Origin of the sequence: Streptomyces sp. CB01373 (assembly GCF_002803075.1) — a bacterium.
Classification (GTDB): Bacteria; Actinomycetota; Actinomycetes; order Streptomycetales; family Streptomycetaceae; genus Streptomyces.
Genome location: NZ_NNBK01000016.1, coordinates 149,768 through 173,506, shown reverse-complemented (window position 1 = coordinate 173,506; position 23,739 = coordinate 149,768). Strand labels below are relative to the sequence as shown.

Below are 23,739 nucleotides of genomic sequence, written 5' to 3'. Positions count from 1 at the left end.
CACCCCTACCGGTCGGTACGGACCTCCTCTACGCTCCCCATTGCGCCAGTGTTCACTGGCAGAGTCGCTGAAGGCCGCACGCGGGCCGCTGTTACGCGAGTCATGGGAGGGGCGCTCAATGGCCGAGCACGAGGACGAGCACGAGCACCGGCACGGGCGGACGGACCGGCATGTGCGGGTCGCGGTGATCGGGTCCGGCTTCGGCGGACTGGGCGCCGCGGTGCGGCTGCGCCGGGAGGGGATCACCGACTTCGTCGTGCTGGAGCGGGCCGGCAGCGTCGGCGGTACCTGGCGCGACAACAGCTATCCGGGGTGCGCCTGCGACGTGCCCTCGCACCTGTACTCGTTCTCGTTCGCGCCCAACCCCGACTGGCCGCGCACCTTTTCCGGGCAGGAGCACATCCGCGCCTATCTGGAGCACGTCACGGACGTCTTCGGCCTCCGCCCGCACCTGCGGCTCAACTCCGAGGTCACGAGGATGACCTGGGACGGCGAGAGGCTGCGCTGGGACATCGAGACCACCGGAGGGAACCTGTCGGCCGATGTCGTGGTCAGCGCGACCGGGCCGCTGTCCGAACCGAGGATCCCGGACATACCCGGGCTCGACTCCTTCCCCGGCAAGGTCTTCCACTCCGCCCGCTGGGACCACGGTCACGACCTCGCGGGCAAGCGGGTCGCCGTGGTCGGCACCGGAGCCTCCGCGATCCAGATCGTGCCGTCCATCCAGCCCGGGGCCGCCCGGCTCACCCTCTTCCAGCGCACCCCGCCATGGGTGATGCCCCGCGTCGACCGCGAGATCAGCGGCGCCGAGCGCCGGATGCACCGGGCGCTGCCGCTGACCGCGCAACTGCGCCGCGGACTGCTGTGGGGCATACGGGAGTTGCAGGTCCAGGCGTTCACCAGGCACCCGGGGCAGCTCGGTTTCGTGGAGCGGCTGGCCAAGGCCAACATGGCCCGTGCCGTCAAGAACCCGGACCTGCGGGCCAGGCTCACCCCCGACTACCGCATCGGCTGCAAGCGGATACTGCTGTCCAGCACGTACTATCCGGCCCTCGCGCAGGACAACGTGGACGTCGTCGCCAGTGGGCTGAGCGAGGTCCGCGGGTCGACCGTCGTCGCCGCCGACGGCACCGAGGCCGAGGTGGACACGATCGTCTTCGGCACCGGCTTCCACGTCACCGACATGCCGATCGCCGAGCAGGTCGTCGGCGTGGACGGCCGGACGCTCGCGGAGAGCTGGAAGGACGGCATGGCGGCGCTGCGCGGGGCGTCCGCGGCCGGATTCCCGAACTGGGTGACGATCATCGGCCCCAACACCGGCCTCGGGAACTCCTCGATGATCCTGATGATCGAGTCCCAGCTGAACTACCTGGCCGACTACCTGCGTCAACTGCGCGTCCTCGGCGGCCGGGCCGCCCTCGACGCCCGGCCCAGCGCCGTGAACGCCTGGAACCGCAAGGTGCAGGCGCGTATGAAGCGCACGGTGTGGAACACCGGCGGCTGCACCAGCTGGTACCTCGACGCGGGCGGCCGCAACACCACCGTCTGGCCCGGTACGACCACCGAGTTCCGGCAGGCCACACGGCGGGTGGACCTCGCGGAGTACCGGATCCTCCGGCCGCCCGGGTCCCGGGGCACGGCAGGGCGGGCCCCGGCGCTGCGGCCCGTGGAGGTGGACGCGTGAGCCGTCCCGCCCGCCGGACGGCCGAAGGCCGCCCGGAGGACCACGCTGCCCAGGAGCCTGCCTCCGAGCCCGTCCCGGATCCGTACGACCCTCCCGTCCCCGCCCGCGAACTCACCGCCGTCTCCGCCGACGGCACCCGGCTGCATGTCGAGGTGCACGGGCCGGCGGACGATCCCGCCGCCCCGGCCGTCGTCCTCGCCCACGGCTGGACCTGCTCGACCGCTTTCTGGGCCGCGCAGATCCGGGACCTCGCCGCCGACCACCGCGTCATCGCCTACGACCAGCGCGGGCACGGACGCAGCCCGGAGAGCCGGGGATACGGCACCGACGCGCTCGCCGACGACCTGGAAGCCGTGCTCGCGGCGACGCTCGCGCCCGGCGAGAAGGCGGTGGTCGCGGGCCACTCGATGGGCGGGATGACGGTGATGGCCGCGGCCGGCCGGCCCGGCTTCGAGGAACACGCGGCGGCCGTTCTGCTGTGCAGCACGGGAAGTTCGCGGCTGGTGGCCCGGTCGACCGTCGTACCGATCCCGGCCGGCCGGCCGCGCACCTGGCTCACCCGGCGCGTCCTCGGCTCCCGGGCGCCGCTCGGACCGGTCACTCCGCTCGCCCGGCGGATCCTCAAGTACGCCACGATGGGCCCCGGTTCGGCGCCGCGCATGGTCGAGGTGTGCGCGCGGATCGTGCACGCCTGCCCGCGCCGGGTGCGCCACGCCTGGTCGCAGGTGCTGGACGGGCTCGATCTCGAAGGTCACGTAAGGCGGTTGAGGGTGCCGGTGGCGGTCCTCACGGGCACGGCCGACCGGCTGACACCGCCGGAGCACGCGCGGTCGCTGGCCGCCGCGCTGCCCAACTGCGTGGGCCTGACCGAGCTTCCGGAGCTCGGCCACATGACGCCGGTGGAGGACCCGGGGACGGTCACCGGGAAGATCCGGGAACTTGTCGCCGGGTTCGTAACCGGGCAGGTCACGGGTCAGGAGCCCGGTCGAGCCACCGCGCACGGAAGCGCACACGAGCAGCACGGCGTCGCACGGATCAGGGAGGGTGCATGAGCAGGGTGAGCCTGGAGGGGCAGGTCGCGGTCGTCACGGGGGCCGCGCGGGGCGTCGGTGAGCTGCTTGCCCGCAAACTGTCCGCGCGGGGCGCGAAGATCGCGCTGGTCGGCCTGGAACCGGACCTGCTCGAACAGGTCGGCAAGCGGCTGCACGGTGAGAGCGCCCACTGGCATGCCGACGTCACCGACCACGAGGCGATGGCCCGGGTCGCGGCGGAGGTCGAGGAGCGGTTCGGCAGGGTCGACATCGTGGTCGCCAACGCGGGTGTGGCGAGCGGCGGTCCGTTCGCCGACTCCGATCCCGAGTCCTGGCGGCGGGTGATCGAGGTCAACCTCATCGGATCGGCCGTCACCGGGCGGGCGTTCCTGCCGGCGCTCACCTCGAGCCGCGGCTATCTGCTCCAGATCGCCTCGCTCGCCGCCATCACCCCGGCGCCGATGATGACGGCGTACTGCGCCTCCAAGTCCGGCGTGGAGGCGTACGCGCACAGCCTGCGCGCCGAAGTCGCCCACCGGGGCGTGCGGGTGGGCGTCGCCTACCTGTCGTGGACCGACACCGACATGGTGCGCGGGGCCGATCAGGACGACGTCATGCGGGAGTTGAGGCAGCGTCTGCCGTGGCCGGCCGGCCGGACCTATCCGCTGGGTCCCGCGGTGGACCGGGTCGTGGCCGGGATCGAACGGCGTGCCGCCCATGTGTACGGGCAGTGGTGGCTGCGCGGGACGCAGGGCGTGCGCGGGTGGCTGCCGGGTGTGGTGGGCACCGTGGGGCAGCGGGAGGTACGGCGCTTCGCCGACCGGCTGTCGGGGGTGCGGACCGGGCTGGTCGGGGCGGGTGGGGCGGCCGACGAACGGCACCGGTCCGCACCGGCTACGCAACGTCACTGATCGACATGCGCAGGGTCACCGCCCGTGTGAATCTGGTCGAGGCCGATCCCCTGGCCCACTTGGGGATCGGCCTCGACAACACGGGAGTGAACAGCATGGGTATGAAGGACAAGAACCAGGACACGGGCGAGCAGCAGCGGCAGCAGGGAGGCCGGCAGCGCCCCGGCGAGGGCCGCGAGAAGGCCGGGCAGCGCCCGTCCCAGCCGCGTGAGCGCGGGCGTCACGACGCCCAGGGCACGCCTGACGAGATGGAAGACCGTCTCAACCAGGACTACGACCGCTAGCCACGGCCGGCAGTCGGCGTCGTCGCCGAACCCGGCTTCGGCCGTGACGGCATGACGGCGTGACGGCGTGGGGTGTCCCGGATGCCGGGGCACCCCACGTTCCTGCGGGCCGGCCGTTCAAGTCCCGGCGTTCAGCGGCGCGGAGGCAGCTTCGGCCGTGAACGGTCGGGAACGTCACGGTAGTCGGGCGGGACCGCCGCCGGGTTGGCCTCCAGGAGTTCCAGGGCCAGTTCGATCGCGTCGTCCATCTCGACGTGGCGACCCTCGGCCCAGTCCAGGGGAGTGCGCAGGCTCTCCACGTCGGGGGTGACGCCGTGGTTCTCGACGGACCAGCCGTAGGCGTCGAACCAGGCCGCGTTCATCGGCACCGTGATCACCGTGCCGTCGCCGAGGCGGTGCCGGCCGGTCATGCCGACCACTCCGCCCCAGGTGCGCTGACCGACGACGGGACCCAGCTTGAGCAGTTTGAAGGCGGCCGTGATCATGTCGCCGTCGGACGAGGTCGCCTCGTCGGCGAGGGCGACGACGGGCCCGCGGGGCGCGTCGGAGGTGTACGACACGGGCTGGGCGTTGCGTGTGAGGTCCCAGCCGAGGATGGTGCGGGTCAGCTTCTCGATGACCAGCTCGCTGATGTGGCCGCCCGCGTTGCCGCGGACGTCGACGATCAGAGCGGGCCGGGACACCTCCATGCGCAGGTCCCGGTTGAACTGCGCCCAGCCGGAGCCGCCCATGTCGGGGATGTGCAGGTAGCCGCACCGGCCGCCGCTCAACTCCCGCACCACGGCACGGCGTTTGGCCACCCAGTCCTGATAGCGCAACGGGCGCTCGTCGGTCAGCGGCACGACGGCGACCCGGCGCGGCGGTCCCTGGCCCTCCGCGGGGGAGAAGGTCAGCTCCACCGTCGTGCCGCCCGTCCCCGCGAGCAGCGGGTAGGGGCCCGTGACCGGATCCACCGGGCGCCCGTCGACGTGGGTGAGGACCGCGCCCTCGCGGATGCCCGCGCCGGCCAGCGGCGAGCGGGCCTTGGAGTCGGAGGAGTCGCCGGGCAGGATCCGCCGGACCACCCAACGGCCGTCGCGGTACGTCAGGTTGGCACCGAGCAGGCCCTGGAGGCGCTGGTAGTGCGCCGGGCCCTCGTTGCGGCGGGCGGGGGAGACGTAGGCGTGGGAGGTGCCCAGTTCGCCCAGGACCTCGCGCAGCAGGTCGGCGAACTCGTCCGGGGACGCGACGCGTTCGACCAGCGGGCGGTACTGCGCGAGCACCGCGTCCCAGTCGATGCCGCACATGTCCGGCTCCCAGAAGTAGGCGCGGATCAGCCGGCCCGCCTCCTCGTACGACTGGCGCCACTCGGCCGCCGGGTCGACCACGTGCAGGATCCGGCGCAGATCGATCCAGGTCGTCGTGTCGCTGTCGCCGACCTCCGTGGACGGCACCGCGCGCAGGTCGCCCTCGTCGACGACGACCAGGCGGGTGCCGTCGCCGCTGACGGCGAAGAAGTCGAGATGGCCGACGAGTTCGTACTTCTTGGCCCTGCTGATGTTGAAGTGCTCCAGGGTCGGCCGGCCGGTCGTGTCGTCCGGGTTGACGAAGGTCTCGCCCAGGGCGCCGGAGATCGGCCAGCGCAGCCAGACGAGGCCGCCGCCGGCGACCGGGTGCAGTGCGGAGTACTTGGAGGCGATGACGGGGAACGGGGTGACCCGGTTCGCCAGGCCCTCGACCTCCACGGTCACCGCGCCGGACTCGCCGGTCTCCTCGTCCTCGACGGGGTCCAGGCCGCCGGCCGCCGGCCGTCCTTCCGGGTTCAGCGCGAAGGGGGACGGGGTAGCGGAGGACAGCGGAACGAGGTAGGGCTTGCAGCCGAGCGGGAAGGACAGGTCCCCGGTGTGCACGTCGTACACCGGATCGAAGCCGCGCCAGGACAGGAAGGCCAGATACCGGCCGTCCCGGGTGAACACCGGGTTCTCGTCCTCGAAGCGGCCGTTGGTGACGTCGACGATCAGCCGGTCCTGGATCCGCGCCATCCTGATCTGCCGCAGGGACCGCCCGACCCCGGGATGCGACCAGGTCAGCCATGCCCCGTCCGGCGAGAAGGCCAGATCCCGCACGGGACCGTTCCCGGACCGCACCAACTCGGTGAGCCGCCCACCGGAACCGTCGCCGTCCTGGGCTTCACCGGTTCCGGCGGCGTCGGACGCACCGGTCCCGAGGGGACCGTCAGTCGTATCGGCGGCAGCCGGGTCGTCCCGCGTGTCGGTCGTCGCGCCCTCGCTCGCCTCCGTGCGGTCCTCGGTCGTGTCCGTGCCGGCCGCTTCCGCCGCCTCCTCGCCACGCCCCGTGACCGCGGCCACCTCCTGCGCCGTCTCCTCCTCGTTCAGGTCGCTCACGTCGAGCAGGAGCAGGCGGCCGTCGTGGGAGGCGAGGGCCAGGCGGTCGCCGGCGGGGTCGGAGGCCATTTCCAGGACGCGGCCGAGCCGGCCGGAGGCGAGGCGCCGGGGCGGGCGGGCGCCGGTGGCGCGGGGGAGGCGGGTGATCTCGACGGCGTCCTCGCCGTCCGCGTCGGTGACGTAGGCGACCTGGCCGGTCCCGCCCAGCATCTCCGGCAGCCGGATGCGCACACCGGGCGTGTCGATCAGGGTGCGGGCGGGGCCGTCGCGGTGTGTCAGCCAGTGCAGGGAGCCGCGTACGACGACCGCGCTGGCCCGGCCCGTCTCGTCGACGGAGATGCCGTCGACGTGCTGGGCGGCCGGCACCTGGTAGCGGCGGCGGCCCGCCCGCGGCCCGCTCGTCCGCACCTCCAGCCGGTGCGGGACCGAGTCCGCGGACAGGTCGTCCACCATCCACAGGTCGCCCGCGCACTGGTACACCACCCGCGTGCCGTCGCTGGAGGCGTGCCGGGCGTAGAAGGCGTCGTGGTCGGTGTGCCGGCGCAGGCCGGAGCCGTCGGGCGCGCAGGAGTAGAGGTTGCCCACGCCCTCGTGGTCGGAGAGGAACGCGATCCGGCCGCCGACGAACATCGGGGAGGCCAGATGTCCGCCGATGCCGGCGAGCAGTCGCTGCCCGTGCAGCCACAGCCGGCCCGTCGCGCCGCCCCGGTACCGCTTCCAGGAGGCCGCTTCGTGCGGGGGCGTGCCGGTGAGCAGCAGGGTCTTGTGGCCGCCGTCCACGTCGGCGACCTGGAGGTCGGAGACCGGTCCCCAGGGCAGCTTGCGGCCGGGGGAGCCGTCGGTGCCGACCTTGTAGGCCCAGGTGAAGTAGGAGAACGGCTCGCCGTGGGAGGCGACGGCGAGGATGTCGGTGCGGCCGTGCTCGTCGGGCGGCGCCCACCCGCACACCCGGGTGTCGGTGCTGCCCCAGTAGGTGAGCTGGCGGGCCGGTCCGCCGTCCACGGCGACCAGGTGGATCTCGGGCACCAGACTGCGCCAGCTCGTGTACGCGATGTGCCGCCCGTCGGGCGAGAAGCGGGGTGGGCCGACCTTGGTGCGGTCCACCGTGAGGCGCCAGGCACGGCCCGCTCCGTCGAGCGGCGCCAGCCAGAGGTCGTCCTCGGCCACGAAGCACAGCAGATCGCCGCTGAGGTGCGGCAGGCGCAGATAACTCACCTTCCCATGCTTTGCCCGGGTATGGGCCACAGCAACTTATGCGGAACCGACAGTCGTGACCCAGGGCACGTACGAAACGGTTTCGTTTCGTTCAGCCGGTGCGCTACATTCCTCATGTACGAAACGGTGTCGTTCCCAGCGGGAAGGCGGAGGACATGGCCGAGGTCGCGACCGGGCGCCGGAGCCGTATCACGCCCGAGCGTGAGGCGGAGCTGTACGCCGCCGTGCTCGACCTGCTCCGTGAGGTCGGCTACGACTCCCTCACCATGGACGCCGTCGCCGCCCGCACGCGGTCCAGCAAGGCCACCCTCTACCGCCAGTGGGGCGGGAAGGCCGAGCTCGTCGTGCGGGCCATGCGGCACGGCAAGCCTGAGCGGCTCGACGCTATCGACACCGGAGCGCTCCGCACCGACCTGCACGCCCTCGTCCGCGAGGACGACTGCGCCATGGAGCAGAACTCCGCGCTGATCCGGGCCCTGGCCATGGCCATGCACACCAACCCGGACCTCAGACAGGCCTTCCGGGACCAGCTCATCGAACCGGAGATGGCCGCGTTCCGCAGCCTGCTGCAGCGCGCCGTCGACCGGGGCGAGATCCGGGCGGACTGCCCGGCGCTGGACTTCGTGGTGCACATGCTGGCCGGCGGGTTCGTCGTACGGGCGCTCATCGAGGGCCTGCCGCCGACCCAGGAATTCCTCCATTCGTACCTCGACGCCGTGGTCCTCCCCGCCCTCGGCGTTCCGACTTCCTGACACCTCTCCCCAGCAAGCCCACCCTCTGACGTCACCGCTCACGTCGTCGGGCTGATCACCCCTGCCCACCTTCACCCCCACGACATGACCGGGAGTACGTCAACGTGGCCACGTTCCTCTACAGACTCGGCCGCCTCGCCTTCCGGCGACGGCACTTCGTCGCCCTCGCCTGGCTGGTGCTGCTCACCCTCGCCGGTGTCGGCGCGGCCTACGCGCCGGCCGCCGGAAACACCTCCTTCTCCATTCCGGGCACCGAGGCGCAGAAGGCCTTCGACCTGCTGGAACAGCGGTTCCCCGGCGCGAGCGCCGACGGAGCCACCGCCCGCGTGGTGTTCAAGGCACCGAGCGGCGAGAAGATGACGGGCGCCGGGAACAAGGCGACCGTGAAGAAGACGGTCAAGGAGCTGTCCAGCGGCTCGGAGGTCGCCTCCGTGGCCGACCCCTACACCGCGCACGCCGTCAGCCAGGACGGCACGATCGCCTACGCGTCGGTGCGGTACAAGGTCTCCGGCATGGAACTGGAGGACTCCTCCCGCACCGCCCTGAACGAGGCCGCGCAGCACGCGCGGGACGCCGGGCTGACCGTGGAGATCGGCGGCGACGCCCTCCAGACCGCGCCGGAGACCGGCGCGAGCGAGGTCATCGGCATCGCGATCGCGGCCGTCGTCCTCGTCATCACCTTCGGCTCGCTCGTCGCGGCCGGACTGCCCCTGCTGACCGCGCTCATCGGCGTCGGCATCGGCGTCTCGACGATCACCGCCCTCGCCAACGCCCTGGACCTGGGCTCCACCACGTCCATCCTGGCCACGATGATCGGCCTCGCGGTCGGCATCGACTACGCCCTGTTCATCGTCTCCCGCTACCGCGCCGAACTCGCCGAGGGCCGCGAACGTGAGGAGGCCGCCGGACGGGCCGTAGGCACGGCGGGCTCCGCGGTGGTCTTCGCCGGTCTGACCGTCGTCATCGCCCTCGTGGGACTGTCCGTGGTCAATATCCCGATGCTGACGAAGATGGGCCTGGCGGCGGCCGGCACGGTCGTCATCGCCGTCCTCATCGCGCTGACGATGATCCCGGCGCTGCTGGGCTACGCGGGCCGCAGGGTCAAGCCGATCGGCGCGACGAGCGGACTGCTCCGCCGCCGGCGCCCCGCGCCGCAGCCGGACCGGCCCAACATGGGCACCCGCTGGGCGAGCTTCGTGGTCCGCCGCCCGGTCGCCGTGCTGCTGCTCGGCGTGCTCGGTCTGGGCGCCGCCGCGATTCCGGCCGCCTCTCTCGAACTGGGCCTGCCGGACGACGGCTCCCAGCCCGTCTCCACCACCCAGCGCCGCGCCTACGACCTGCTCTCGGAGGGCTTCGGCCCCGGCTTCAACGGCCCCCTGCTGGTCGTGGTCGACGCCGGCGGCAGCGCCGACCCCAAGGCGTCCTTCACCAAGGTCACCGACGAGATCAAGGGCCTCAAGAACGTCGTGACGGTGACGGAGGCGCAGCCCAACGAGGCCGGCGACACCGCGACGGTGACCGTCGTCCCCGACTCCAAGCCCTCCTCCACCGCCACCGAGGACCTGGTGCACGCCATCCGCGGCGCGGGTGGCGACATCGAGGCGAAGACCGACGCGAAGGTGCTCGTCACCGGCTCCACGGCGATGAACATCGACGTCTCGCAGAAGCTCAACGACGCGCTGCTCCCGTATCTGGCGCTGGTGGTCGGCCTGGCCTTCCTGCTGCTGATCGTGGTCTTCCGCTCGGTCCTGGTCCCGCTCAAGGCGGCGCTCGGCTTCCTGCTGTCGGTGCTGGCGGCGCTCGGCGCGGTGGTCGCGGTCTTCCAGTGGGGCTGGCTGTCGGGCCTGATGCACGTGGAGGAGACCGGCCCGGTCATGTCGATGATGCCGATCTTCATGGTGGGCGTCGTCTTCGGCCTCGCGATGGACTACGAGGTCTTCCTCGTCACCCGGATGCGCGAGGCGTACGTCCACGGGGAGACGCCGGGCCAGGCCGTGGTGACCGGGTTCCGGCACGGGGCGCGGGTGGTGACGGCCGCCGCGGTCATCATGATCGCCGTCTTCTCCGGCTTCATCGGCTCCAGCGAGTCGATGGTCAAGATGATCGGCTTCGGCCTGGCGATCGCGGTGTTCTTCGACGCGTTCATCGTGCGCATGGCGATCGTGCCGGCGGTACTGGCCCTGCTGGGCCGGCGGGCCTGGTGGCTGCCGGGCTGGCTGGAGCGTGCCCTGCCCGACGTCGACGTGGAGGGCACGGCCCTGCACACCGGGCAGCCGCTCCACGCCGACCCGGACGAACGGCGGGAACTGGTCGGGGCGTGACCTCGTAGCCCGCCGGGACGGAACGGCCGGTGAGGGTGCCGTGGGGACGGCGCACCCTCACCGGCTTCGTCCGTCCCCGGCGCCCCGTCCACCACGTGGGAATTCCTTCGTGATGTCCGGAACCGGCGGCTAGCCTGCCGTTCATGACGACGACATCCGGGTCGGGAGCCCACCCCCGTTTCGCCGACGCCCTGCGCGAGCTGGGGCTCGACGAACTGCTCCCCGAGGTCCGCAGGTTCCCCGAGGCGACCAGGACCGCCGCCGAGGCCGCGGCGGCCGTCGGCTGCGAGCTGAGCCAGATCTGCAAGTCGCTGATCTTCGCGGCCGACAAGGAGCCGGTGCTGGTGCTCATGGACGGCGCCTCCCGGGTGGACGTCGAGCGGGTCCGGGAGGAGCTCGGCGCCGAGAAGGTCACGCGGGCCAAGGCGGACGTCGTACGGGAGACGACCGGGTACGCCATCGGCGGCGTACCGCCCTTCGGGCACCGGACCCGCACGCGCGTGCTCGCCGACCGGTCGCTGCTCGGCCACGACGTGATCTGGGCGGCCGCCGGAACCCCGTACACCGTCTTCCCGATGGCACCCGGGGCGCTGGTCGCCCAGGCCGGCGGCATCCTGGTGGACGTGCGCGAGCGCACCTCCTGACGCCGGCGGGTCATCGCGGCCGTCCGCTCCGCTTCGCATATCGCTCGGCGGTTTCCTCACGGCACCGCGGGTGTCCGGGGCTGCTGACGCGGTGCACCGCCGTGCTCAGCCCAGCGTCAGCCAGTGAATTCCCAGGCGGTCGGCCTCCGTCGCTTCCTCCTGGGTGATCGGGGCGCGTCCCGTCGCTTTGCGCAGGAAGAGAAGCCGGCTCCAGCCCAGCTTCTCCAATGCTGCCGCGCTGCCCGGGCCAAGCAGGAGATCCCGCACAACGTCCGCGGCCTGCGGGGTCAGCCACGGCTCGCGCCCCAGGGCGTCGGCCAGGTCGAGGCCGTGCACGGCGACCTCGACCACTCGCGTCAGCAGGAACTCCGACAGGAGCATCGGATCGCCATGCCGGGTGCGGACCACACGCCCGTCCGGCTCGGCCCGGCACAGGCGGTCCACCTCCCGCCAGGTGGCCCCGAAACCCGCGGCGAGCGCGGACCCGCTGAGCTGCTGGGCCGCGTGATCCTGGGCCAGAGAGATCCGGGCCGCGTTGGTGTCCGGGGCGAAGCGGTCGTCGGGCCGGTAGTACCCCACTGCCGACACCTCCGCGCGGTTCGGCTCCGGTGCGGCGAGCATGCCGGGCAGCCAGGCGATCACCATCCGGACGTGCGCCAGCAGCTCGCTCACCGTCCACGGCACACATCGTGTCGGCAGACACCACTCGGTCCGCGAGACCCCGTTCATCGCCTGAGCCAGTTGTCCGGCCTCAAGACGAAATGCTTCAACTGCCCGCCCCTGGTCCACGTTGATCAACGTACTTGACCGGAATCGCCGCAACCTCAGACGCACTCTCGGGCAGCGTCGGCTCCTTGGGTGCGCGGGCGGCGGGCGAGGGGCACTCTGGAATCAGGTGTTCCGGAGGTGACCGTCATGATGAAAACCGTTGTGGGATGGCACATCGAGCTGGAGTTCCAGGAGGACGGCCAGCACACCCGGGCGGCGGCGCTGGTCCGCCTGCCCGACGGCAGCGAGGTCCGGGGCCACGGCAGGGCCAGCCGCCACCGCACCGACTCCGACCAGCCGCGGGTCGGCGAGGAGATCGCCGGCGCGAGGGCTCTCAACGAACTCGCCATGCAGCTCCTGACCAAGGCGCACGGCGAGATCGACGAGGCCTCGGGCCGCGTGTCGCAGCCCATCCACGTCTGAACTCCCGCGGGGAGGTCTATGCCAGGGACGCCCGCACCGCGTGGACCAGGGCCTGGGCCCTCGGGTCCGCCGTCACATTGGGGTGGAAGCCGTTGGTGACGTAGGCGAAGGCGACAGCCGAGTCCGGGTCGGCGAAGGCCAGGGCGCCGCCGCGGCCGGGGTGGCCGAAGGAGCCGGGGCCGAGCAGGGGGGACGCGGGGCTGTGCAGCATGTGGCCGAGGCCGAAGCGGGTGGGGGCCACCAGCACGCGGTCGGGTCCGGCGGAGTGCTCCGTGCGGGCCAGCTCCATGGTCCGCGGGGTGAACAGGCGGGTGCCGCCGTCCACTTCGCCGATCAGCGCCGCGTAGAAGCGGGCCAGACCGTCGGCCGTGGCGATGCCGTTGGACGCGGGCAGGACCGCCGCGCGGTAGGCGGGGTCGTTCTCGTCGGGCAGCGGGGTGATCGCCGCGAAGGCCCGCCGGGTCAGCGACTCCGGGTCGGCGTAGGCCTCGGCCACGGACCGCTTGGGGCGGGTACGAAGCCCCGTGGCGGTACGCGGGGGCTCCACCTGGCCCACGCGGCCCACACGCCCGCTCTCGCCCGCCGGCAGCCCCACCCACAGGTCGGCCCCCACCGGGCCGGCCACCTCGCGCTCGATCCACTCGCCGATCGTCCGGCCCGTGACCCGCCGCACCAGCTCGCCCGTCAGCCAGCTGTACGTCTGCGCGTGGTAGCCGTGGTCCGTGCCCGGCTCCCAGGCCGGCGCCTGCGCGGCGACCGCGTCGGCGCCCAGCACCGGATCGGCGGCCTGCTCAGGAGTGAGCGGCCGGTCGAGAACGGGGACGCCCGCACGGTGGGCCAGCAGGTCGCGGACCAGGGTCCGCTCCTTGCCGGCCGCCTTGAACTCGGGCCAGTACGTTCCCACCGGCGCGTCCAGGTCCAGGTCCCCGCGCTGGTGCAGCAGCAGGAGTACGGCCGCCGCGACGCCCTTGGTCGCCGAGCGCACGATCTGCGCGGTGCCCCGCTCCCAGGGCGCCGAGTCCGCCGTACCGTCGACGTCCCGCGTCCCCGCCCACAGGTCCACGACCTGGTGCCCGTCCCGGTACACGGCCACTGCGGCGCCCCGCTCGCCCCGCAGCGCGAAGTTCGCCGCGAACGCCTCCCCGACCGGCTCGAAGCCCTCGGCCACTGTGCCGTGCACGTCCACGTCCGCCACTCCTTCCGCTCTTCGCCTGCGACAGTGGGTGCAACAGGTGGCCCCGGCCTGCGATTCCTGCGGCGGGTCGGCTTGGCACGATCGTTATGTCGGCGTTGCCGGGCGCCCGCCCACCTCGGGCGGCGTCCCGGCGCGGTGTCCCGACGAGGCGTCCCGACCCGTCACGCGCCCATCGTCACGGAGCGCGGGTCGAAGCCGAAGGGCAGCTCCAGGCGGTGGGCGCGCATCAGCGCGTCGTCGGCGAGCAGTTCGCCGGTGGGTCCGTCGGCCGCGATCACGCCGTCGCTCAGGACGAGCGCGCGCGGGCACAACTCCAGCGCGTACGGCAGGTCGTGGGTGACCATGAGCACCGTCACGTCCAACGAACGCAGGATGTCGGCCAGTTCACGGCGCGAGGCGGGGTCCAGGTTGGACGAGGGCTCGTCCAGGACCAGGATCTCCGGCTCCATGGCGAGGACGGTCGCCACCGCGACCCGGCGGCGCTGGCCGAAGGAGAGGTGGTGCGGCGGGCGGTCGGCGAAATCCGCCATGCCGACCTGCTCCAGGGCCGTGTCGACCCGCGCCTGGAGTTCCGGCCCCTTGAGTCCGCCCGCGGCGGGCCCGAAGGCCACGTCCTCCCGCACGGTCGGCATGAACAACTGGTCGTCCGGGTCCTGGAAGACGATGCCGACCTTCTGCCGGATCTCGGCCATGTGCTTCCTGCCGACCGGCAGCCCGGCGACCGTCACCGTCCCGGTGCCCCCGCCCAGGATGCCGTTCAGATGCAGCACCAGGGTGGTCTTCCCGGCGCCGTTGGGGCCGAGCAGGGCGACCCGTTCGCCGCGCCCGATGCTGAAGTCGACACCGAACAGGGCCTGGTGGCCGTCGGGGTAGGCGAAGGCGAGGCCGGAGACCTCCAGAGAAGCTGTCACAGGACCCATCCCAGCAGACAGACGGCGAACGCGGCACAGGGGAGGGCCAGGGCGTACGACCACTGCGCCCGGGACGCGGTCACCTCGTCGATGACCGGCATCGAACCGGCGTAGCCCCGGCTCACCATGGCCAGGTGCACGCGCTCCCCGCGTTCGTAGGAGCGGATGAACAGGGCGCCCGCGGACTTGGCGAGCACGCCCCAGTGCCGGATCCCCCGCGCCTCGAAGCCGCGGGACTCGCGGGCGATCCGCATCCGACGCATCTCGTCGGTGATGACGTCGCCGTAGCGGATCATGAAGGACGCGATCTGCACCAGCAGCGGCGGCAGCTTCAGGCGTTGCAGGCCGAGCAGCAGCTCGCGCAGTTCGGTCGTGCTCGCCAGCAGGACGGACGCGGCGACGCCGAGGGTGCCCTTGGCGAGCACGTTCCAGGCGCCCCACAGCCCGTTCACGCTCAGGGACATCCCGAGCACGTCCACCCGCTCGCCCTGGGCCACGAACGGCATGAGCACCGCGAACGCGACGAACGGGACCTCGATCAGCAGCCGCTTGAGCAGGAAGCCGGCGGGCACGCGGGCCACGGAGGCGACGACGGCGAGCAGCACGGCGTACGCGGCGAACGCCCACATCGCCTCCCTCGGGGTCGACACCACGACCACGACGAAGGCGAAGACGGCGGCCAGTTTGGTATGCGGCGGCAGCGCGTGCACGGGGGAGTGCCCGTGCCGGTACAACCGGTGCGCGTGACCCGCCCCCATGTCAGGCGGCCTGGGAGGAAGGAGCGGACGGCTCGGCGGCCGTGCGCCGCCTGCGGACCACCCAGAAGACGGTGCTGCCCGCGACGACGGTCGCCCCGACGCCGATCACGCCCGCGAGCCCGCCGGACAGCCGGGCGTCGGCGATGTCCTTCACCCCGTAGTCGGCGAGCGGGGAGCCGGCGGAGGCGTGCGCCTCCTCCTTCTTGTCGATGCCCTGGTCGTGGGCGATCTTCTCCAGACCGTCGGGGTCGGCCGAGGCGTAGAAGCTGACGAATCCGGCGAGGACGAGGGAGGTGACCAGGCCGGTGATCCACACCTTGCGGTGGGACCGGGCGGCGGCGGGCACGGGCTCCGGCTCGGCCGCGGGGGCGTCGACGAGTTCGCCGTTCACCCGCAGCTTCAGGCGCTGCTCCAGGCCGCGCGCGCCGTACACCAGGTCCGGGCGTACGGCGATGACGGCGCCGACGGTCAGCGCGGTGATCGCGGCCTCGCCGATGCCGATGAGGACGTGCACGCCGATCATGGCGGTGGCGACCTTGCCGATCGCCACGTCGGTGGTGCCGCCGACCGCGTAGATCAGCGTGAAGGCGACGGCGGCGGCGGGGACGGAGACGAGCGCTGCGGTGAAGGAGGCCGCGGTGACCGAGCTGCGGCGCCGCGGGAGCACCTTGACCAGTCCGCGGAAGACGGCGTAGGCCACCACCGTCGTGACGATCGCCATGTCGGTGATGTTGACGCCGAGCGCGGTCAGGCCGCCGTCGGCGAAGAGGATGCCCTGCATGAGCAGGACGACGCTGACGCACAGGACCCCGGTGTAGGGGCCCACGAGTATCGCGGCCAGTGCCCCGCCGAGGAGGTGGCCGCTGGTGCCGGCCGCGACGGGGAAGTTCAGCATCTGCACGGCGAAGATGAACGCCGCGACGAGACCGGCCAGCGGCGCGGTCCGTTCGTCGAGTTCCCGGCGCGCACCGCGCAGGCTCACGGCGACGGCGCCGGCGGCGACGACTCCGGCGACGGCGGAGGTGGGGGCGTTGATGAATCCGTCAGGCACATGCACCGTTCGATGATAAGGGCTTGTTGCGAAGCTCTTGCAAGAGCGAGGATGTCGTCGATGTGGCCGGCCCGGGAATGTTCAGGAAGCGGAATCCTGGATATGTGCGACATTGGAGGGAAAGCGGATGTCCAGCCCTCGCACAGGTCACACAGCGTTAGGGGTCGTCCGATGTCGGTGGTCGAACAGCACGCACGAGCCCACATCTTCACCGAAGACGTGCCCGATGATGTCGGGGCCGTTCCGGTCGTTCTTCGCTACGACTCCCTTCAGGATCCGCGCGCCGTCATGGTCGACCTGCCCGGCCCGCACGAGTGGACCTTCCCGCGGTCGCTGCTGGAACAGGGGCTGCGTGCCCCGGCCGGCAGCGGTGACGTGCGGGTGTGGCCCTGCGGGCGGGTGCAGGCCGTGATCGAGTTCCACTCCACGCGCGGTGTCTCGGTGGTGCAGCTCGATACGAAGGCGGTTCTCAGGTTCCTGAAGCGGACCTACCGGGCGTCACCGGCGGCGGTCGCCCACGGGTGACGCCGCCGGTGCCTGAAGGTGTGTCCGGCCGCCGTCAGCTCCCGGCCTTCAGCAGGGACGCCACTATCGGACCGGCCGTGTCGCCGCCGTGGCCGCCCGCCTGCACGACGCCCGCGGCCGCGAGGTCGCCCCGGTATGCGGTGAACCAGCCGTTGGCCTTCTCCTGGTTGTCCACCTCGGCGGAACCCGTCTTCGCGCCGTAGTCCGGGCCGAGTCCGGCCATGGCCTCGGCGGCCGTCCCGTACGCGGCGGTGTACTGCATCACCTCGCGCAGCTGGGACAGGGTGGAGGCGGACATCGTCCGGGAGGCCGTGGCCAGCTTGCGGTGGTCGGTGTCCGGGGAGACCAGGTACGGCTGGTGGAAGACGCCCGCCTTGACCGTCGAGGCCACCGACGCCATGTTCAGCGGGTTCATGCGGACCCCGCCCTGCCCGATGAGCGAGGCACCCATCGGGGCTGCCGTCTGCACCGGGACCGCGCCGTCGAAGGACGGCACACCGATCGCCCAGTTGTCCATCGCCAGGCCGAAGACCTGCTGGGCCTGCTGGGTCAGGTCGGAGTCCTTCAGCTTCTTCGCCTGGCTGATGAAGGCCGTGTTGCAGGAGCGGGCGAAGCTGGCCTTGAAGGTGCCGCCCTTGATCTCGAAGTCCTTGTCGTTGTGGAACTTCCAGCCGCCGTAGGAGAACGTCTTCGGGCAGGGGTGCGGCTTGTTCGCCGAGGCCAGGTCCTTCTCGAAGAGCAGCGACGAGGTGATGACCTTCATCGTGGAGCCGGGGGCGAGGGAACCGAGGAAGGCGGTGTTGAAGCCGCGGTTGGAGTTCGCCACCGCGAGGATCTCGCCGGTCGACGGGCGCATCACGACCACCGAGGCCCGGTCGGTCCTCGACACCTCCTTCTCGGCCGCCGCCTGGAGGGACGGGCTCAGTGTCGTCTTCACCGTCCCCGGGGTGCCCTTGCTCAGCTCGACGAGCGTCTTGTCGGACAGGTCCGCCTTCTTCGACTCCTTGCCGCGGATCACGCGCAGCTCCACGCCCGCGCTGCCGCCGGCCGTCGCGCCGTACTTCTCGCGCAGTCCGTCCAGGACCGGGCCCAGCGACGGGTACGTGGCGGTGGCCATCTCCGCGCCGTTCCGGTCCAGGGCCTTGACCGGCGGTGTGCCGGACTCGCCGGTGACGAGGGTGTCGCCGTCCTTCAGGTCGGGGTGGACGACGGCGGCGTGCCAGGCCACGACCGGTTCGCCGTCCGTGGCGCCCCGCACGACGGTCAGCGTGCTGTCGTACGCCAGCGGCTTGGTCAGTCCCTTGTAGGACACCGTGGCCTTCACGGAGAACGGCACCTTGTCGCCCGCGGCGGTGCCCGCGGTCAGGGTGACGTCCTTCAGATACGCGTCCTTGGCGTATGCGGTGAGCAGGCCGGTGGCCGCCGTGGCGTCGCTGGTCGCGGCGGCCGCCTCGGCGGGCTTGCCCTGCTGCCAGGCCGCCAGGAATCCCTCGGCCGTGGTCTGCACCTCGGCCGCCGACAGCGGACCGGTCTTCTTCTCCGGCCCGCGCGCGGCCGTGGTCTGCGGCCGGTCGTCGGCGGCCGCACCGCCGCCGTACAGCGCGTAGGCGCCGATGCCGGCCCCGCCGACGACGACGGCGATCACCCCGCCGACCATGGCCGGAGTCGTCTTCCGTCGCTCGGCGACGCGCCTTCTGTTCCCCACTGCCTTCCGTCCTCCGCCAATCCCCCGGGGCCCCCGCTGCCCCACTGCCCCACGATCCTCAATGACGGCCCCACCCTAGGGCTTCTTCCCGCGGGTGCACCCAGGGGGCGGGGTCCGGACCGGGCGCGTGACGCGGTCCGGCCGTGCGGGCAGGGGTGTGCGGCGGTCAGCCGGCCGTGCGGAGGACGGACGCCACGATCGGGCCCGCCGCGTCGCCTCCGTGGCCGCCCTCCTGGGTGACGGCGGCCGCGGCCATGTCGTTGCGGTAACCGGTGAACCAGCTGTTGGACCTGTCCTGGCCGTCCACCTCGGCGGAGCCGGTCTTCGCGCCGATGCTGCCGCCGAGTCCGGACATCGCCTGGGCGGCGGTGCCGCTCGTGGCGGTGCGGTACATCATCTGCCGCAGCTGGGTGACCGTGCCCGCCGACAGGCCCCGGGCCTGGGCCAGTGGGCGGCCGTCGAGCGTGGAGGACACGATGACGGGCTGGCGGAAGGCGCCGGTCATCGCGGTCGCCGTCACCGACGCCATGTTCAGCGGGCTCATCTGGACCTGGCCCTGGCCGATCAGGTTGGCGGCGGTGTCCGGGCCGCCGGAGGCGGGGACGGAGCCGTCGAAGGAGGGTATGCCGACCTTCCAGTTGTCCCGGCCGAGCCCGAAGCGCTCCTCGGCCTCCCTGGTCAGGGAGTCCACCTGCACGTCGTCCGCGTACTTCACGAACGCCGTGTTGCAGGACCGGGCGAAGCTCTCCGAGAGGGTGGCGTTCTCGTTGGGCGGCATGTTCTTGAGGTTGTGGAAGGTCTGGCTCTGCCACACCGCCTCGTTCGGGCAGGGCGCGGGCCCGGCGGCCTTCGTGAGCCCGTTGTCGATGAGGGTGGCCGCGCTGATGATCTTCATGGTGGAGCCGGGCGCGAGCCGGCCGAGGAAGGCCGCGTTGAAGCCGTCGCTCCGGTGGTTGGCGACCGCGAGCACCTCGCCGGTGGACGGCTTCACGGCGACCACGGACGACTCGGCGTACCGCTGCACGGCCTGCTCGGCCGCCGCCTGCGCGCTCGCGCTGAGGGTGGTGCGCAGCTTGCCCGGCCGGCCCTTGGCGAGGGTGACCAGCGGGGTCTCGGCGGCGGCGCCGGAGTCCTCGTGCAGGATGCTCAGCTCGACCGCCGGCTCGCCGCCCGCCTTGTCGCCGTACTTGGCCCGCAGCTCGTCCAGGATCGGCCCGAGCGAGGGGTACTCGTCCTTGGTCAGCACGACGCCGTTGCGGTCGACGGCTTCGATCGGCGGTGACGCCGACTCCGCGGTGACGAGCGTGTCGCCCTTGACCAGGTCGGGGTGGACGACGGAGGGCTGCCAGTCGACCAGCGGCTGGTGGGTGGACACGCCGCGTACGACGGTCAGCCGGCCGGCGTAGGCCAGCGGCTTGGACTTCCCGTCGTACGACACGGTGGCCTTGACCGAGAAGGGCACGGTGGCCCCGGCGGCGGTGCCGGGGGTGATCCTCACGCCGGTGATGTGCGCGTCGTGTCCGTAGGCCGTGAGCAACTGCTCGGCGGCATCGGGGAAGTTGGTGTACGAGGCGGCTTCGGCGGGCTGGTTCCTCTCCCAGGCCGCGAAGAACTTCGCCGAGGTCTCCTTCACCTCGTCACGGCTCGGCGGCCCGGTCCTGGCCGGCGCCGGGCCGCTGCCGGTGACCGTGCTCCCGTTCAGCGCGGACATGAAGTTGTACGTCCCGTACCCCGCCCCGCCGACCATCGCGGCGAACACCCCGCCGATGACGGCGGCCTTGACCCCCTTGCGCATGGAAGCGCTCCCTCCCCGTTGCGGACCACCGCACTTTAGGCGGCCGCCGGGGAGCCTGCGGGTCCGTTTTCGAATGGTGTCCGAACAGTGATCAGCCGGCTGACGGTGATCAGCCGGCTGACTCCTGCTCACATCCGTGAGCAGGCGGGCGTCTACGCGTGGCACACGCCGTGGTCGACCATCCCGGTGTGGCGTGCGACCACCGGGCGGGCGCTCTTGGCCAGGGACTTGACGACGGGGTTGGCGCCCGTGGCGATCTCCTTGTCGATGAGCGCGAGGGTCTGCACGTGGGCGGGGTACTGGGCCTTGAGCCACGCGGTGTCGTACGCGGCTGTCCCGGCGAGGCGCTTGAGGGCGGCGGTCTGCCTCAGCTGCGCGTCCGTCTGCGTGGACGGCAGTACCACGCCGAGCCGGGTCGCGGTCTTCACGACAGCGGCGTCGAGGGTGCGGTGGTCGCGGATGAAGTCCACGCCGACTCGTTTGACGCAGGCGGTGGTTGCGGCGCTCTGAGCCTGCTCACTGGTCGTGATCTCCCAGAGGTTTCCCTGATGGGCCGCGGTCAGGAACTGCTTGTCCAGCCTGGAGACCGCCGACGGCGAGGGCGACGACGAAGCGAGGGCCGGGAGCGACAGGGCACCCGTGACGCACAGGGTGGTGGCGCAGACGGCGGCGAAACGGGCACGGGATCGAGTCGTGTGCATGAGTCCTCCACAGGTCGCACGTGCAAGCCTCGGGGAAACTCCGTCCTCTTTGCGCGAAGGTCCTGCAGGGCCCCGGCCAGGGCGCTCGCCTCCGGCCGGGGTCGTCTCAGGCAGCTCGGGCAGTCCGTGGGCCGTGCCTACATCGACGTGATGGCCGCTCCGCCGTACTTCCCGCCGTTACAGACGTAGGCGCTGGGAGACGGGTTCACCACATAACCGCCGTTGGAGGTGCAGTCGCCCCAGCTGATGCGGGGCGGAGCGGCCTGGGCAGTCGCGGCGTTGACGACGCCGAGCCCGGCGAGGGCGGCCGCGGCGAGGGCGGCGGTGACAGCGCGTCGAATACGCATAGGGTGGCTCCTTTCGGCGCTTGCCCAGACGTCCTTTCAGTGTCACTGCGACGGCCGGGGCGCGCATCTTGAGGCATCGGGATCCATTTCCGCGAATGAACTCGGTGCCGTTGAAGCCCTGTTGAGTGAGGCATCCGCTTGGCTGCCGTGACGCCGGGCCCCGAGCCGGAACCTTGGCGGGCGGCTGCTCGATTGGGCCGGGGACCGTGGTCATCGTGCGGGTGCCAAGTGGCTTCGTCCAGGACCTGTCCGACGGGTCGCGTCACCGACCCCGCACCCGCCAGCACTATCAGTGCGTTGACGGCGGCGGAACGCCCCGGATCGACTTGCCGGGCAGCCCCTGCAAGGGCGGTAAGTACGACGGGCAGCCGGTCGACTGAACCCCACAAGGCGTCCCGCAGCCACGCGCCGCGGGGCGCTCCCGCGCGAGCGTAGTCGGGAGAGTCGCAGGGACTGTGCCGACCCGTCGGACAGACCCTGGAACCGCCGTGAGCTGACCCCGGACGCCAGCCGGCCTGAGGGACGGGAGCTACACACGTTCATCCGGGGACAGTGATGAGAGCCCGGCTCCTTCTAGTCCTAGAAGTAGGAGTAGGAGGCCACCAGGTCGCGGTCCACCGTGATGGTGGCGCGATCCAGTGCGGGCAGCCCCAGGTGGTCACAGATCAGCTGGGTCAGCTGCTCCTCGTAGGTCTCGTTCTGGTGGTCCAGTCCGGCCGCCGTGATGAGGGGGGCCATCTTGTTGGGCCAGTACTCTCCGACGTAGTCGGGATCCTCGTAGTCGATGCAGGACGATATCTGGCCGTCCTTGTAGTGGTACGCCTTGGGTCCGTGGGCCTTGGCAACGCACGGGTTGGGAACGAACACCATCAGCTCAGCGCCCTGGGGGCACAGCTCGCGGTAATCGATCTCGTCGTAGTCGTCGCGGTTGAACATGTGGTGCACGATCACGCCCCAGTCGCTGGGTGCAGTGTCGTTGCCGTAGGCGAACGGCGGCCGCTGCTGCGCGGACAGGCCTTCCGCCATGGCGGCCAGGCTGGTCCCCTTGAAGTAGACCAGGACGGTTTCGTCGTCCCGGCACCGTTCTTCTCCCGCCCACGCCATGACGCCGCAGTCGATCCAACTTGTCATGCCCAGCAACATAACTGGCTCCACTGACATAACAGCCCCCAGAGTCGCCAATCGATGCCAAGGCCCACCGTCGCCCCCGCGCCGTAGTCAGTGCAACCGAGCCAGGTACGCGAACTGGGCAGTGCCAGGGCGAAGGAAACCCGCAGGCCGTAGTAGACATACGGAGCCCGCTGGAAGTCTGCCGGCGCCTGGGCGCTGACAGCGGACGGGCTTTTCCCTTGCACTTGCCAGTGGGGAGGATCAGGTCGGGCTGGATCTGCTCGACGGTCTAGATGCCGACTTGCGGACGGACTAGCGTTTACCAGTGAAGCCGCAATCGGGGCACGCCCCGTCCGGCGAGTCTCCTCAGTGGGGGCCCGTGGTCGCGGCGCTCGCCCGTGGAACCTGGGCGGGCGGCATGGCGGCATCGGAGCCCGGGACGTGCTTCTCATCAATCCAGCGGTGACGCCTAAGACCGCGCCGCTGCATCTCATATGGCGGGCGCGGCCATCAATCTCGCGCGGTTCCATTGCGCGAGGCGATGGAAGGAAAGGTATTACCCATGCGAGCACAGCGCATCAAGCGCCTCTTCGCGGTGTCCGCGGCCGGTGTCGTCATGGCCGGCGGCGCGGCGATCGGCGCGGCGGGGACCGCTTCGGCCCATGACGCGAGCTACGACCAGGGTCACCATTCCGGTTACAGCAGCGACTACGGCGACCCCGGCGGCGACCACGGCGACCACGGCGGCCACGGCCACGGCTACGGCTACAGCCACGGCTACAGCTACGGCCACGGCTACAGCTACGGCCACGGCTACGGCCACGGCTACGGCCACGGCTACGGCCACGGCTACGGCCACGGCTACGGCCACGGCGGCTACGGCCGCGGCCACGGCGGCCAACGCGGCGGTCAACGCGGCGGCCAAGGCAGCGGCCAGACCCACATCCACCTGCACATAAATGACCGCAACAAGAGCGGCGTTGGCCATTAGACCCTGCCTGCTCGACGCTTACACACGGGCGCCGCCCCACGGAAACGAAGGGCCCGTGACCTGCTGTTCCAGCAGGTCACGGGCCCTTCGTCAGGTACCCCTGTGATCGAGGGACCGTGTGGACGGGGTTCTGGGCTGCTCAGCCGTGCTGTCCCGGGCGGGCTGAGATCTTGGCGTTCGCGGCCCCGTCTCCGTCCTTGAGGAACTTGGCGTACACCCCGAAAGACGGCGCG

Annotated in this window: 21 protein-coding genes; 10 read left to right on the top strand and 11 right to left on the bottom strand. The window is 71.7% G+C overall.

Annotated features, from left to right (window positions below; genetic code table 11):
• Nucleotides 1-118: 118 nt before the first annotated feature.
• The 4 genes from CG719_RS25945 to CG719_RS25930 are packed head-to-tail and all read left to right on the top strand — an operon-like array spanning nucleotide 119 to nucleotide 3,910.
• The gene (locus CG719_RS25945; RefSeq protein WP_100571094.1) at nucleotides 119-1,684 is read left to right on the top strand and encodes a flavin-containing monooxygenase; all 1,566 of its coding nucleotides are present in this window, start codon (nucleotides 119-121) and stop codon (nucleotides 1,682-1,684) included.
• Complete coding sequence (locus CG719_RS25940; RefSeq protein WP_100571093.1) at nucleotides 1,681-2,736, top strand: alpha/beta fold hydrolase; 1,056 nt, start codon at nucleotides 1,681-1,683, stop codon at nucleotides 2,734-2,736. Before CG719_RS25945 ends, CG719_RS25940 begins: the two co-directional genes overlap by 4 nt.
• A complete protein-coding gene (locus CG719_RS25935) occupies nucleotides 2,733-3,626 on the top strand; it encodes an SDR family oxidoreductase (protein ID WP_100571092.1) in 894 nt (297 codons plus the stop codon). Before CG719_RS25940 ends, CG719_RS25935 begins: the two co-directional genes overlap by 4 nt.
• Nucleotides 3,627-3,631: 5 nt before the next feature.
• The gene (locus CG719_RS25930) at nucleotides 3,632-3,910 is read left to right on the top strand and encodes a hypothetical protein (RefSeq protein WP_234375760.1); all 279 of its coding nucleotides are present in this window, start codon (nucleotides 3,632-3,634) and stop codon (nucleotides 3,908-3,910) included.
• Between the two features lie 131 nt (nucleotides 3,911-4,041).
• Here CG719_RS25930 and CG719_RS25925 read toward each other — a convergent pair whose 3' ends face one another.
• Complete coding sequence (locus tag CG719_RS25925) at nucleotides 4,042-7,509, bottom strand: S41 family peptidase (RefSeq protein WP_107488237.1); 3,468 nt, start codon at nucleotides 7,507-7,509, stop codon at nucleotides 4,042-4,044.
• A gap of 155 nt (nucleotides 7,510-7,664) precedes the next feature.
• On the opposite strand from CG719_RS25925, the gene CG719_RS25920 reads away from it, so the two are divergent.
• The 3 genes from CG719_RS25920 (at nucleotide 7,665) to CG719_RS25910 (ending at nucleotide 11,226) form a co-directional block, all read left to right on the top strand.
• Nucleotides 7,665-8,261, top strand: coding sequence for a TetR/AcrR family transcriptional regulator (locus tag CG719_RS25920; RefSeq protein WP_100571090.1), 597 nt, complete (start codon nucleotides 7,665-7,667; stop codon nucleotides 8,259-8,261).
• A 104-nt stretch (nucleotides 8,262-8,365) separates the two neighbouring features.
• The gene (locus CG719_RS25915; protein WP_100571089.1) at nucleotides 8,366-10,582 is read left to right on the top strand and encodes an MMPL family transporter; all 2,217 of its coding nucleotides are present in this window, start codon (nucleotides 8,366-8,368) and stop codon (nucleotides 10,580-10,582) included.
• 143 nt (nucleotides 10,583-10,725) lie between these two features.
• Complete coding sequence (locus CG719_RS25910; protein ID WP_100571088.1) at nucleotides 10,726-11,226, top strand: YbaK/EbsC family protein; 501 nt, start codon at nucleotides 10,726-10,728, stop codon at nucleotides 11,224-11,226.
• 105 nt (nucleotides 11,227-11,331) lie between these two features.
• Here CG719_RS25910 and CG719_RS25905 read toward each other — a convergent pair whose 3' ends face one another.
• Nucleotides 11,332-12,015, bottom strand: a complete 684-nt coding sequence (locus tag CG719_RS25905) for a maleylpyruvate isomerase family mycothiol-dependent enzyme (protein ID WP_100571143.1) — start codon at nucleotides 12,013-12,015, stop codon at nucleotides 11,332-11,334.
• Nucleotides 12,016-12,141: 126 nt separating this feature from the next.
• Between CG719_RS25905 and CG719_RS25900 the strand changes: the two genes are divergently transcribed.
• The gene (locus CG719_RS25900) at nucleotides 12,142-12,417 is read left to right on the top strand and encodes a DUF1876 domain-containing protein (RefSeq protein ID WP_100571142.1); all 276 of its coding nucleotides are present in this window, start codon (nucleotides 12,142-12,144) and stop codon (nucleotides 12,415-12,417) included.
• Nucleotides 12,418-12,433: 16 nt separating this feature from the next.
• Here the strand turns inward: CG719_RS25900 and CG719_RS25895 are convergent, their stop codons facing one another.
• The 4 genes from CG719_RS25895 to CG719_RS25880 form a co-directional block, all read right to left on the bottom strand.
• Complete coding sequence (locus CG719_RS25895; RefSeq protein WP_100571087.1) at nucleotides 12,434-13,603, bottom strand: serine hydrolase domain-containing protein; 1,170 nt, start codon at nucleotides 13,601-13,603, stop codon at nucleotides 12,434-12,436.
• Nucleotides 13,604-13,773: 170 nt separating this feature from the next.
• Nucleotides 13,774-14,532, bottom strand: coding sequence for an energy-coupling factor ABC transporter ATP-binding protein (locus CG719_RS25890; RefSeq protein WP_100571086.1), 759 nt, complete (start codon nucleotides 14,530-14,532; stop codon nucleotides 13,774-13,776).
• On the bottom strand, nucleotides 14,520-15,281 hold the full coding sequence (gene cbiQ, locus CG719_RS25885; RefSeq protein WP_100571085.1) for a cobalt ECF transporter T component CbiQ: 762 nt from the start codon (nucleotides 15,279-15,281) through the stop codon (nucleotides 14,520-14,522). The genes CG719_RS25890 and cbiQ overlap by 13 nt, the downstream gene beginning before the upstream one ends.
• A gap of 1 nt (nucleotide 15,282) precedes the next feature.
• Entirely contained in the window at nucleotides 15,283-16,338 is a 1,056-nt protein-coding gene (locus CG719_RS25880; protein ID WP_100571084.1) for an energy-coupling factor ABC transporter permease, read from the bottom strand.
• 165 nt (nucleotides 16,339-16,503) lie between these two features.
• Between CG719_RS25880 and CG719_RS25875 the strand changes: the two genes are divergently transcribed.
• Entirely contained in the window at nucleotides 16,504-16,857 is a 354-nt protein-coding gene (locus tag CG719_RS25875) for an SsgA family sporulation/cell division regulator (RefSeq protein ID WP_100571083.1), read from the top strand.
• A 34-nt stretch (nucleotides 16,858-16,891) separates the two neighbouring features.
• Here the strand turns inward: CG719_RS25875 and CG719_RS25870 are convergent, their stop codons facing one another.
• The 5 genes from CG719_RS25870 to CG719_RS25845 form a co-directional block, all read right to left on the bottom strand.
• The gene (locus CG719_RS25870) at nucleotides 16,892-18,562 is read right to left on the bottom strand and encodes a penicillin-binding transpeptidase domain-containing protein (protein WP_100571082.1); all 1,671 of its coding nucleotides are present in this window, start codon (nucleotides 18,560-18,562) and stop codon (nucleotides 16,892-16,894) included.
• Between the two features lie 166 nt (nucleotides 18,563-18,728).
• On the bottom strand, nucleotides 18,729-20,357 hold the full coding sequence (locus tag CG719_RS25865) for a penicillin-binding transpeptidase domain-containing protein (RefSeq protein ID WP_100571081.1): 1,629 nt from the start codon (nucleotides 20,355-20,357) through the stop codon (nucleotides 18,729-18,731).
• 152 nt (nucleotides 20,358-20,509) lie between these two features.
• Nucleotides 20,510-21,058, bottom strand: coding sequence for a DUF4142 domain-containing protein (locus CG719_RS25860; protein ID WP_100571080.1), 549 nt, complete (start codon nucleotides 21,056-21,058; stop codon nucleotides 20,510-20,512).
• Nucleotides 21,059-21,195: 137 nt separating this feature from the next.
• Nucleotides 21,196-21,405, bottom strand: a complete 210-nt coding sequence (locus CG719_RS25855) for a hypothetical protein (protein WP_100571079.1) — start codon at nucleotides 21,403-21,405, stop codon at nucleotides 21,196-21,198.
• Nucleotides 21,406-21,984: 579 nt separating this feature from the next.
• Complete coding sequence (locus CG719_RS25845) at nucleotides 21,985-22,536, bottom strand: hypothetical protein (protein ID WP_234375759.1); 552 nt, start codon at nucleotides 22,534-22,536, stop codon at nucleotides 21,985-21,987.
• A 541-nt stretch (nucleotides 22,537-23,077) separates the two neighbouring features.
• Here CG719_RS25845 and CG719_RS25840 point away from each other — a divergent pair.
• Nucleotides 23,078-23,506, top strand: a complete 429-nt coding sequence (locus CG719_RS25840; protein WP_100571078.1) for a hypothetical protein — start codon at nucleotides 23,078-23,080, stop codon at nucleotides 23,504-23,506.
• The last annotated feature ends 233 nt before the right edge of the window (nucleotides 23,507-23,739 follow it).